General features: G+C 70.7%; 8 protein-coding genes. 5 read left to right on the top strand and 3 right to left on the bottom strand.

Features of this window, described 5'->3' with window-relative positions; translation table 11 throughout:
- Positions 1–10 precede the first annotated feature (10 nt).
- Genes DMH01_RS23345 through DMH01_RS23335 form a run of 3 tightly spaced genes read left to right on the top strand, consistent with a single transcriptional unit; the run spans position 11 to position 5,085 of the window.
- Positions 11–2,026: a YrhB domain-containing protein gene (locus DMH01_RS23345; protein ID WP_125679366.1), complete on the top strand. Its 2,016-nt coding sequence runs from the start codon at positions 11–13 to the stop codon at positions 2,024–2,026.
- 4 nt (positions 2,027–2,030) lie between these two features.
- The gene (locus DMH01_RS23340) at positions 2,031–3,119 is read left to right on the top strand and encodes an ADP-ribosylglycohydrolase family protein (protein WP_125679365.1); all 1,089 of its coding nucleotides are present in this window, start codon (positions 2,031–2,033) and stop codon (positions 3,117–3,119) included.
- 40 nt (positions 3,120–3,159) lie between these two features.
- On the top strand, positions 3,160–5,085 hold the full coding sequence (locus DMH01_RS23335) for a TNT domain-containing protein (protein WP_125679364.1): 1,926 nt from the start codon (positions 3,160–3,162) through the stop codon (positions 5,083–5,085).
- Positions 5,086–5,099: 14 nt separating this feature from the next.
- Here DMH01_RS23335 and DMH01_RS23330 read toward each other — a convergent pair whose 3' ends face one another.
- The 3 genes from DMH01_RS23330 to DMH01_RS23320 all read right to left on the bottom strand — a co-directional run bounded on the left by DMH01_RS23330 (position 5,100) and on the right by DMH01_RS23320 (position 8,823).
- The gene (locus DMH01_RS23330; protein ID WP_125679363.1) at positions 5,100–5,951 is read right to left on the bottom strand and encodes a class I SAM-dependent methyltransferase; all 852 of its coding nucleotides are present in this window, start codon (positions 5,949–5,951) and stop codon (positions 5,100–5,102) included.
- Positions 5,952–5,967: 16 nt separating this feature from the next.
- Positions 5,968–7,275, bottom strand: a complete 1,308-nt coding sequence (locus DMH01_RS23325; RefSeq protein WP_125679362.1) for a sensor histidine kinase — start codon at positions 7,273–7,275, stop codon at positions 5,968–5,970.
- Positions 7,276–7,401: 126 nt separating this feature from the next.
- Complete coding sequence (locus tag DMH01_RS23320) at positions 7,402–8,823, bottom strand: CCA tRNA nucleotidyltransferase (RefSeq protein ID WP_125679361.1); 1,422 nt, start codon at positions 8,821–8,823, stop codon at positions 7,402–7,404.
- 148 nt (positions 8,824–8,971) lie between these two features.
- On the opposite strand from DMH01_RS23320, the gene DMH01_RS23315 reads away from it, so the two are divergent.
- Positions 8,972–9,496: an NUDIX hydrolase gene (locus DMH01_RS23315; RefSeq protein ID WP_125679360.1), complete on the top strand. Its 525-nt coding sequence runs from the start codon at positions 8,972–8,974 to the stop codon at positions 9,494–9,496.
- Positions 9,493–11,640: a DUF6049 family protein gene (locus DMH01_RS23310; protein WP_125679359.1), complete on the top strand. Its 2,148-nt coding sequence runs from the start codon at positions 9,493–9,495 to the stop codon at positions 11,638–11,640. Before DMH01_RS23315 ends, DMH01_RS23310 begins: the two co-directional genes overlap by 4 nt.
- Positions 11,641–11,786 lie beyond the last annotated feature (146 nt).

Below are 11,786 nucleotides of genomic sequence, written 5' to 3'. Positions count from 1 at the left end.
AATGGGGACGATGAACGAAGAGGAAGCCGTCAGCCGCGTCGAGGAGTGGCTGGTCGGCCGAGGCGGGGAGGGGACCGGCGCGTTGCGGGTCCGCCGCGACTACGTCGTGCGCGCGACCGACGGCTGGAACGTCACCTACAACACCGTCGGCTGGCTCGACGGGACCGATCCCGGCGCCGGTCTGTTCCCCAGTCCGGTCGCCTTCGTGCCGGACGACGGCGGCGAGATCCGCCTCGACCTGGAGCTGATGGCCGTTTCGGCGGCCGGTGGCGACAGCGACGCCTTCACCCGTTGGGCCGAGGTCGTCGATCCCGAGTTCGACCCGGACGCGGTTCCTGGCCTGCCCGTGCCGAAGGCGGCGATCCTGCGCTGGGAGCAGCACACGCTGTTCGGCGAGCCGACCGGCGCGGTCCGCGCGAACCCGGAGCACCGGCCGGGACCGCGGTTCTCCGGCCGCCCGGCACCGGAAAGCCCGGTCGAAACGCTGCTCGGCTACCTCCGGGTCGAGTGGATCACGCCGGAGGAGTTCGTCCACTGGATGCTGGACCTCGACGTCCTGGCCCCGGCGAAGGACGGCCACCTCCAGGTCCGCGACTTCGGCGACGCGGGCGCGCGGTTCGTCGTCTACACCTCCGAGGCGCAGGTGCCGTCGGAGTACACGATGTGGCAACGGGTCCAGCCCCGCGTGCTGTTGCGGCGGGCCAAGGACAACCCCGGCGTCGGCCTGCTGGTCAACCCGGGACGACCGGAAACCTTCAACGTCTACCCGGAGACGCTGCGGCAGGTCGCCGACCTCGAACTCCCGGCGGGGACCGAACGCCCCGAATCCGTCGGGCGTCCCGCGTACTTCAGCTGCGAGTACGAAGGCGCCGCCGTCGCGAACCTGCGGAGCCTCGTCGACCAGGCCAGGGACAACGGCTACACCCTGAGCAGCGACGAGCTCACCCGCTACACGCGCGCCGCGACGCTGTCGTTCGAGCGCTCCCGGGCGAAGCACGACGGCCGTCCGCTGCCGGAACTGCCCGAAGACCTGTTCGCCAACGGGCTCGTGACGCACTTCTACGACAACGGCGAACCGCGCCCGAGCGCCTGGACGTTCGGGAAGTTCTACGACCCGACGCTCCCCGTCGGCAGCTTCGCGTATCCGCGGCTTCTCGGCGCGTACGTCGGCTTCGCGCTCGGAGACGCGCTGGGCTCGGGCGCCGATCCCGCCGACGGTTTGCCACTCGGCGGGCTGACCCGGCAACTGCTGTTCCACACCGAATCGGTGATCCGCGGCCTGGACCCGACCCCGGACAAACCCGAGATCCCGGCGTCGCTGCCCGCGGGCGGACGGCCCGACGGCTGGGTCGCCAAAGCCACCGAAGGCGCGGGTCCGCCCCCCGCGGAGTTCTCGGCCATGCTGGCGACCGCGCTCGCCGCGACGGTGACCGGCGGGGTGCAAGGCCCCGCAGACAGCACGTTCTACGCGATGAAGGTCGTCCGCGAACTGGTCGGATCCGCGGCGGGGCACGAGGTCGTCCACGGCGCCGAACTGCTGGTGAACGTGTTCCGCGCCCAGCTCGCGGCCCGGAACGGCGAACCGGCGGTCGCGAACTTCCTCGAAGGCTTCGACGAGTACAGCGGCGAGGTCGGGGAGCTGGTCAAGACCGTGCTCGACCTCCGGAACGACATCGACGGCGATGACGTCGAGCAGTTCGACAGCATCGGTGACGGCCGGACGCCGCTTTCGGTGCTCGGCCGGGCCGTGTTCGCCGCCGCGAAACGCGGTTACGACGCCGAAGCGGCGCTGGCGCTGGCCGCTCGCGGCGGCCCGGTCACCGCGGCGCTGACCGGCGCGATGGTCGGCGCCAGGCTCACCGTGCCCGGCCTGCCGGAGTCGTGGCTCGCCGCGTACGCCGACCTGGGCGTCGTCGACGCCATGGCGGGCGACGCGTATTACTACTTCAACCGCTTCGGCCTGCCCCGCGAGCCCGAAGAGCGGCGACGCTGGGACGCGAACCGGTATCCACGAGGAGATCAGTAGAGAAATGCGCGAGTGGCTTCAGGATTCGGCGACCAGGTCGCGGCTGCGCGGCAGCCTGTACGCCGGGGCGCTCGGCGACGCGCTCGGCGCGAAGACCGAGTTCGACTCGATCGACCGCATCCGCGAGATCGCCGGACCGGCCGGGATCACCGGCCTGATCCCGGCGTACGGCGGGCTCGGGCGGATCACCGACGACACCCAGATGACGCTGTTCACCCTGGAAGGCCTGATCAGAGCCCACCACGGAACCGAACCCGTCGAGCAGTCGCTCCAGCTGGCCTACCAGCGCTGGCTGCACACCCAGGGCGTCTCGTGGGAGCGCGCACGCGGCCCGCAGGACACGAGCCCGGAACCGGACGGCTGGCTGATCACGAACCGTGAGCTGTTCAGCCGTCGCGCGCCCGGCCTCACCTGCTTCAGCGAGCTGGAGGCGTACGGAAAGACCGGAGTGCGCGCCGGCATGGCCAAACCGGTCAACAACTCGAAGGGCTGCGGCGGGATCATGCGCGCCGCACCGGTCGCGTTGTGGTCGGACGACCTGGCCGAGGTGTTCCGGCTCGGCGCGGAGAGCGCGGCGCTGACGCACGGTCACCCGAGCGGGTATCTCTCGTCGGGTGCTTTCGCGGTGATCGTGCACGAACTGCTGCGCGGGAAACCGCTGCTCGACGCCATCACGACCGCCCGTGCCGAGCTGGAGAAATACCAGGGGCACGAAGAGCAGAGCGTCGCGCTGGACCAGGCGCTCGCCCTGGCCGAAGAAGGGCCGCCGACGCCGGAGAAGCTCGAGACGCTCGGACAGGGGAACATCGGCGAAACCGCGCTCTCCATGTCGGTTTACGTCGCCCTGACCACCACGGACCCGAACGTCGCGCTGCTCGCGTCGGTGAACCACAGCGGCGACAGCGACTCGACGGGCTCGGTCTGCGGCAACCTCGTCGGCGCCATGTACGGCGAGGAAGAGCTCGAGACGAGCTGGCTCGTGGAGCTGGAACTGAGCGAAGTGATCGGACAGCTGGCGGACGACGCGCTCGCGGAGTTCGGCGGGAACGCCCCGGGTGACGACCGGTGGTACGCCCGCTATCCGGCCCACTAGATTTACCCCCGGTTTGGGGAACTTGGGGAGGGGACACATAGTGCGTTACCGGGTTCAAGCGGCGGAGCGGCCGGATGGCCTGTACGCCGTCTGGGGGGACACCGTCTTCGCGGCCCAGCGGTCGACCGAAGACGGCACGCTGCTGCTCATCGCGCCGCCGGGGGAAGCGGCGCCCGAGGGTTTCGATCGCGACTGGAACGGCCGTCCGGCCCGGGTCGTGCTGAACGGCGAGGTCGGCGCGACCTTCAGCCTCCAGTCGTACGGCCGGTTCGACGACGAGCACTTCCAGATCGCGCCGAACACCGGCGGCGAGCTGACCTTGCGCTGGGCGGGCGAGGACGCGGCCCGCGCGGCCGAACTGGGCCTGACGGATTTCTCGACCACCGCCTCGCCGTCGCGGCTGACGGCGTTGTGGCAGACGAGGCACGACTTCGTCGAGTCGCCGGAAGCCCGGCCGGAGATCGGCACGGGTGACCAGAGCGCGCTGCTGCGTGCCATCGGCCGGACCCTGCTGCGGGTGCTGCCGCCGGGCTGGCAGCGGGTCGGCGCCCAGTTCCGGCAGGTCGGCGACTACTCCGAACTCGAGGTCCGCTCGGTCGGCGACGAGGGCAACGGCCCGGTATCGGTATCGATCGCGGCCCCGCCGGAGCTCGGTTCGCTCTTCGCGCGGCTGCGCGCGGCGATGCATCAGCCCGAGACCGGCACCTGGTTCCAGGGCACCTTCACGCTCGACTCGGAATCGCATTTCGACTTCGACTTCGATGCCGAGCAGGAACCGACCTGGCGGCTGGCGCCGAACGAGGGCGGGAAGCCGTCACCGCGCGCGTACGCGACCGAGCTCGCGATCTTCCCGCGCGACACCAAGCACGTCCCGGCCTGGCTTTCGGCCAAGGCGGGACTGCCGCTGGACATCGTGTTCCGGCACGCGAAGGTCGTCGACGCGCACAACGAGGGCGAACGACCGGTCGTCAACCGGCCGCCGGTGCCGCCGGAGATGATGCGCGGCGTCCTGGACTACCTCTTCCGTTCGCCGGTGGCGCTGACCCGGCCGGGTCCGCAGCCCGACATCTTCACCCCGAACGGCCCCCCGGACGTGCCGAACGCCTTCCACACCGACGGCGTCTGGATCTGGCCCGCGGCCGTCCCGCACTACCTGCGCAAGTACGGGGTGCCGCCGGAGCCGGAGCTGATCGAGCACATCCGGGCCGCCGGCTTCCGGCCGCCGCTGGTCGGCGAGCTGGTGCGGGCGACCGCGGAGGCGGAGATCGTCGGCAAGCCGCGACCTCCGCAGACCGCCGCGGATCTGCCGGACGAAAACGTCCGCACCCGCGTCGAACGCGACGGCGAACCCTCGCGCGACATCCGCGCTGTGGAGGTGCTGGACGTCCTGTACCAGCGGCTGGCCGAGCACGGAGTGGCGCCGACGTCCTACCGGATCGGCGCGAACGCGGTGCCGGAGCCCGGGCTCTGGACCCTGCGCCGAACCGAGAGCGGCTGGGAGGTCTCACGTCCGCCGACGGACGAGCCGGTGGCGTTCGCCAAGCTCGAAGAGGCCGCGCGCTTCTTCCTCGGCACCCTGCTGCTGTACCCGGCGCGCGCCGCGGTGGGCGCGAACGAGGAGTCCGACAACCCCGCCGACTGGCCTATCCTGCCGCTGCGGGGCGAGCCGCCGCTGAACTTCTTCCGCCGCAAGCGGATCGTCGTCCTGCCGTCGGGCACCACGGTGCAGCGGTTCGGCAACGAGACCGGCAACCTCGTGCACGCCGAATCGGCGCGGTTCATCGAGACGTCGCTGGCTGCGGACCGCGAACGGGAACGCCGGCTGTACCGCGTCGTGCGTCCGCTGCGCGTGGTCACCGGCATCACCGCGCCGTGGAACGGGACCCCGGGCGGGGCCGTGGCCTACGTGCTGCCCCGGCCGATCGCCCAGCATCTCGAAGCAGGAGCGCTGTCCCGCGTCCAGTAGTGCGGTAGCAGAGGTCAGGAAGCGGTGATCAGCACGGCGGGCGACCACCAGTAGTCCGCGAGCGGCTCGATCCGGATGCCGGTGAAACCCGCTTCCTTCAGCTGCGAAGCCCAATCGGTGGCGGGCTGCTCCCAGTTCGTGCGGTCCGCGCCGGGTTTGACCAGGCCGAGCAGGATCGGCAGCAGGAACCCCTGTGCCACCAGCGACGCCTCCTTGCCGTACTCCGAGATCCCGCGTTCGTAGCGGGTGACCAGGGAAAGCAGGTACTCGGAGGAGTCTTCGTCGTACTCGGGCACGTCGAACTCGGCGAGCACCAGGCACGACGTGCGCGGCCGGAGCGCCCGCAGGACCTCGGTGCGCTCGGCGGTCGGGATCGACTGGAGCGCGAAGGTCGATTGCGTCAGCTGCCACTGCCGGTCGTCGTCGCGGGCGAGGAACTCCTGCGCGGTGGCGTCCCAGGTGTGCAGGCCGTGGGTGCCGTCGAGATGCTTCCGCGTCTCGGCGAGCAACGCGCTCGATGGCTCGACCAGGTCGATCCGGCCCGGCTGCCGGTCCGCCTGTTCGAGGGCGGGGACGACGGCGAGCCCGTCGCCGCAGCCGAGGTCGAGCAGCGAACCGACGCTGCCGTAGCGCCGGGCGAGCATGGCGCTGAGCTGCCGGTAGAGCTTGACGTTCCCGCCGCCGCGGATGAACGCGGTGAACGCGGCGGGCTGGTCGTACACACCTCCGCCGCCGCCTTCGGTCAGGTACCGGTGCAGTTCGCGGCCGAGCGTGGATCCGGCACGCTCGGCGAGGTCCGCTGCCGTGGCCCGGTCACCGTCGCGGTACGCGGTGAGCGCTGCGGCCAGGACGTCCGTTTTCTTCATGTTCTCCTGTTTACCGTCAGAAAGGCACCCAAAGGGTGACTCTGGTGCCATTGCCCGGAGCCGACTCCACCCTGGCGGTCCCGCCGACCTCGTTCAGCCGGGCGGTGATGGACTCGCTGATCCCGAAACCGGCGGGCCGGGAGTCGATGCTGAATCCGGCGCCGTGATCGCGGGTGATCACCGCGACGCCGCCTTCCTGCTCCTCGACCCGGACGACGACCTTGTCCGTCCCGGCGTGTTTGAGGGTGTTGCGCAGGGACTCGCGGACGGCGTCGCGGATCGCGATCTGCCGGACCTCCGAAAGCGTGTCGTCGTCGAGTTCGGCGATCACGAGCTGGGCGCGCAGCCCGTCTCGCGCCATCTCCGCCGCCAGCGACGCGAGCTTCTCGCCCAGCGGCCGTGAACCGGCCTCCGACCGTTCCGATGTCTCGCTCTCGATCGTCCGGCGCAGTTCCATCGACTGCGCCCGCGCCAGCCGCTGCACCTCGGCGAGCCGCGCGACCGGGTCGCCCTTGTTGGCCAGCGCGATCGCTTCGAGGGTCTGCAGCACGGAGTCGTGCAGCATCCGGTGCTGGCGGGCGCGTTCGGCGATGCGGCCGTTGCGGATGCCGTACGCGAGGGCGAGCCGCGTCCCGAGCCCGATCAGGACCAGGGCGCCGCTCGCGGTGAAGAGGACACCGAGGATCGACGGGAAGGTGGCCATGGCGTCGCCGGGCGCGGCCTGGCCGGTACCGATCAGGGACGCGAGCATCCGCACCGGGAAACTGCCGACGGCGAGCGCCGCCGCGGCGGGCATGCCCAGCGCGAGGGCCAGGAGGGCGACCTCGCCGAGCAGGTGCTTGCCGGGGATCGCCATCGCCTCGGTGAAGACCGAAGACGGCACCAGCGCCCCGACCGCGAGCGGCGCGAGCAGCGTGAACACGAGGTCGATCGCCAGCAGCCGGGCCGCGAACTGCGGGCGGAACGGCGCCGAGCGCAGCATCCACCGGATGCCGTACAGCGAGAGCCCGACCGAACCGAGGGCCACCAGACCGACCGGCCCGATCCCGATCATGCCGTGCGTGGAGACGTAGACGCCGAACGCGCCGGGCACCGCGAAGAGCCGGTAGACCAGCGGGACGAGGGCGACGTAACGGGCGGCTCTGAGCAGCAGGTTGTCGCGATGGGCCGTGTCGATGGGGCCCGACATGTGCTGGATCCGGCGGAGCGCGCGCATCGGGGTCGGGTCGCCGACCTCGTCCGACAGCTCGCTCGTCGCCGTCGCCAGCGCGGGCGCGCCACGACGCAGCAACGTCACCAGAAAACTGGGCGGCCGCTTCGCCATGGATCTTCCCCCTGCCCGGAGCACCGGCAGGAGTATCTCCGGTTACGCCACATGGATCCAGAGACCAACGGGGTTTATCTCAGCTGATGGCGCGGAAACGTGACGAACCGGGCGTGTTCGCCCGGCTCAGCCGCCGATGCCGTTCTCGGCGGCCCACTTCTTCAGCTCGGCGACCGCCTCGTCGTGCTCCAGCGGACCGCGGTCGAGCCGCAATTCCTTCAGGTGCTTCCACGCCTTGCCGACGTCCGGCCCGGGCTTGAGATCGAGGATCCGCATGATCTCCTCGCCGTTGAGGTCCGGGCGGACCTTGTCGAGGTCCTCCTGCGCCTGGATCGCTTCGATCCGCCGCTCGAGGTCGTCGTAGGTCGCCTGCAGCGCGGCCGCCTTCTTGCGGTTGCGCGTGGTGCAGTCGGCCCGCACGAGCTTGTGCAGCCGGGGCAGCAGGTCGCCGGCGTCGGTGACGTAGCGCCGCACCGCGGAATCCGTCCACTCGCCCTTGCCGTAGCCGTGGAACCGCAGGTGCAGGAACACGAGCTGGCTGACGTCCTGGACGATCTCCTTCGAGAACTTCAGCGCGCGCAAACGCTTGCGCGCCATCTTCGCCCCGACGACCTCGTGGTGGTGGAAGCTCACGCCGCCACCGGGCTGGAACTCGCGCGTCGCGGGCTTGCCGATGTCGTGCAGGAGCGCCGCGAGCCGCAGGATCAGATCCGGCTCGGACGTCGGTTCGTGCGACTTCTCCAGGTCGATCGCCTGCGCGAGCACGGTCAGCGAGTGCTGGTAGACGTCCTTGTGCTGGTGGTGCTCGTCGATCGCCAGCCGCATCCCCGGCACCTCGGGCACCACGCGGTCGGCGAGGCGGGTGTCGACCAGCAGCTCGATACCGGGCCGGGGGTCGTCCGCCAGCAGCAGCTTCGACAGCTCGGCCTGCACGCGCTCGGCGGTGATCCGGTCGATCTCCTCGGCCATCGACGACATCGCGTCGACCACGCGCGGCGCCGCGGTGAACCCGAGCTGCGCGGAGAACCGCGCGGCCCGCAGCATGCGCAGCGGGTCGTCGGCGAAGGACTCCTGCGGGGTCGCGGGCGTGTCGAGCACCTTGTCCTGCAGCGCCTGGAGCCCGTCGTACGGGTCGACGAAGGTCTTGTTCGCGAGGTCGATCGCCATCGCGTTGACGGTGAAGTCGCGGCGGAGCAGATCTCCCTCGATGCTGTCGCCGAAGGTGACCTCGGGGTTGCGGCCGACGCGGTCGTAGCTGTCGGCGCGGAACGTGGTGATCTCCAGGGTCATGCCCTGTTTGGTCACGCCGACGGTGCCGAACGCGATACCGACGTCCCACACCGCGTCGCCCCAGGCGCTGACGATCTTGAGCACCTGGTCCGGGCGGGCGTCGGTGGTGAAGTCGAGGTCGTTCGACAGCCGGCGGAGCATCATGTCCCGGACGCTGCCGCCGACCAGGTAGAGGCTGTGCCCCGCCTTCACGAAGAGCTTCGCGAGCTCGTCCGCCAGCGGGGAGATGCGCATCAGCTCGGTCACGGCGTTCTGCATCGCAGTGCTCTTCCCCGCAATCGCCTGCCCGGCGACCACCTTGTTCACGACAATCCCACCACGATTTGGATGTACTTACTACGGCCCGGCCCAACACGGGCACGGTGAGCCAGCGTACCCGTACCGCCGTTTGCTCTAGCATCGCAGCATGTCTGGATCAGCCGGGCGCTCCGGCGCTTCGAAGCCGGGCCGCCGGCGGAGGCGCAGGCGGGGAAGGCGGCTGACCACGGTCGACGAAACCTCGGCCGGCGGACTCGTCGTCGACGCCGAACGGGCGAACGCCGCGCTGATCGGGCGGCTCGACCGGCACGGCAGACTGCTGTGGTCGCTGCCGAAGGGCCACATCGAGGACGGTGAGACGGTGGAGCAGACGGCTGTGCGCGAGGTGAAGGAAGAGACCGGCATCTCCGCGCAGGTCCTGCGGCCCCTCGGCACCATCGACTACTGGTTCGTGGCCGAGCGACGGCGGGTGCACAAGACGGTGCACCATTTCATCCTGGAATCCACCGGCGGCGAACTTTCGGACGAGGATGTAGAGGTGACCGAGGTCGCCTGGGTACCGCTCGCCGACCTGGAGACCAAACTCGCCTACTCCGACGAGCGCAAGCTGGTCCGGAAGGCCAAAGAACTCTTCGCGCAGCAACAGCACACCGCCGAGGGAGCACCTGAGTGAAGCGGCTTGCCGCCACTGTCCTGTCGATCCTGTTCCTGGCCTTCATCGCGTTGCCCGTCGCGGGCGCGCAGGCCCAGGAGCAGCCCCGGCTGCGCGTGGACCTCGACCAGCTCAACCCCCGCGTGATCACCTCGACGTCGGCTTCGCTCACCGTCACCGGCCGTGTCACCAACATCGGCGACCGGCGGATCAGCAAGCTGGGGGTCCGGCTGCAACTGGGCACGCGGCTGCAGAGCGAGCAGCAGATCGGCGATGTCCTCGCCGGCGACAAGTTCAAGGATCTCGCGGCGACCGAGTTCGTCGACCTCGAACCGGACGAGCTGGAGCCCGGCCAGAGCGCCGCGCTGAACTTGGCCGTCCCGCTCGGCCAGGCCGCCAAACTGCAGTTCCCGAGGCCGGGCGTGTACCCGCTGCTGGTCAACGTCAACGGCACCCCGGACTTCGGCGGCCCGGAACGGCTGGCGGCGGTCACCCTGCTGATGCCGGTGCTCGGTGTCCCCGGCAAGGCACCCGCGTCGCGTCCTTCGTCGGCGCCGTCGACGAGCCTGCTGTGGCCGATCGCCAACAGCGCCGTGCACGTCGTCTCCGCCCCGCTCGGCGGCCCGCTGACCCTCGCGGACGAGCGGCTCGCGGACGAACTGGCCGCCGGCGGACGGCTGGACTCGCTGGTCGAGGCGGCGCGCGCGGCCGAGGCCGACACGAAGGTCTCGTCGTCGTTGTGCCTGGCCATCGACCCCGACCTGGTCGCGACCGTCGACGCGATGACCCGCGGCTACCAGGTCGCGGGCGGCGCTCCTGGCAAGGGCGTCGAGACCGCGAAGAACTGGCTCGGCAGGCTGAAGGCGCTGGTCGCGGGCCGGTGCGTGGTCACCCTCCCGTTCGCCGACGCCGACCTCACCGCGCTGACGAAGGTCCGCGCCGGCGATGCCACCGACACCGCGCTCATGACCACCGCGCTCGGCGGCGCGGGGACGATCAAGAACCTGCTCGGCATCCAGCCGCAGGACGGCGTGCTCTGGCCCGGCGGCGCCCTCGACTCGCAGACCGTCGAGGCGATCGGCAAGGCGGGCGTCAAGACCGTGCTGACCGATTCGGGCAAGCTCCAGTCCCGCACGCCCCTTTCGAGCGGGGTGTCGATCGAGGGCACGGACCTGCGGGCGCAGCCGATCGACGCGCTGGTCTCGTCCGCGTTGAACGGCTCGGGGGCGACCCAGAACGGGCTCGGCGCCATCGCCTTCCGCGCCGGGCTCGGCGGGCAGAACGAGGGGCCGCAGCGCTCGCGCCTGCTGATCGCGCCGCCGCGGCACTGGGCCGCGACCGGCACCGAACTCACGACGTTCCTGGAGCGGATGGGCGACTTCTACGACGCCGGTCTCCTCAAGTCGGCGCCGCTTCCCGAACTGCTCGGCGAAAGCCCGGCCGGGACGGCCTCGGTCAACTACGACCCGCAGGATCTGACGGCCTCGACCAGCGGCGACGTCACCGCGAAGATGTCCCAGCTCGACAACGAGACGCTGGGCCTGTCGTCCGCGATGACGATGGACGCCACCAAACGAGTGAATCCGGCCGACGTAGTCGCCCCGGTCCGGCTCGCCCTCATCCGGGCCGCGTCGACGTCGTGGCGCGGCGCGGACGCCGCGACCGTCACCGGCAACGCCCGCGGCGATCTGGAGGCGATCCGCAGCCAGGTCACCGTCGAGCGGCCGAAGCAGACGATCGCGCTGGCTTCCGGCGCGGCGCCGCTGCCGGTGTTCATCACCAACAACCTGCCGGTCGGCGTCGCCGTCCAGGTCGCCTTGAAGAACAACGTGGGCCTGCGGCCGACCGACGACACCCAGTTGCAGGCTCAGATGGTCCCGGCCAACAGCGCCCGTAACCGGCTGCTCCCGGTCGAGGCGCTGCGGGCGGGCCGGTTCAGCGTCGACGTCTCGCTGACCACGCCCGACGGGACCCCGCTCGGTTCGGCCGCGCGGTTCGAGCTGACGTCCACGGAGTACGGCGCGATCACCATCATCATCACCGTCACCGCGGCCGGTGCGCTGCTGCTCCTGTCGTCCCGGCGGATCTACCGGAGGATCAAGGACTCGCGAGCCGATCGAGCGAACGAAACCGCCCCGCGTGTGACCGAGGACGCACAGGTTTAAGTGTTTCCGGGCGTTGCCGATTACCCTGGGTCGAACGATGCCGCCGGGCATCACGTAGCCGAGCACCGAGGATTGGGCACGCGTTGGAAAGAGAGCCGGGTGTACCGCCCGAGCGTGCAGGCCGTCCCCGGCGCGAAGACACTCCG

The sequence above is a fragment of the Amycolatopsis sp. WAC 04182 genome (genome assembly GCF_003947465.1).
Lineage (GTDB): Bacteria > Actinomycetota > Actinomycetes > Mycobacteriales > Pseudonocardiaceae > Amycolatopsis.
This window is presented reverse-complemented; position numbering and strand designations above follow the sequence as displayed.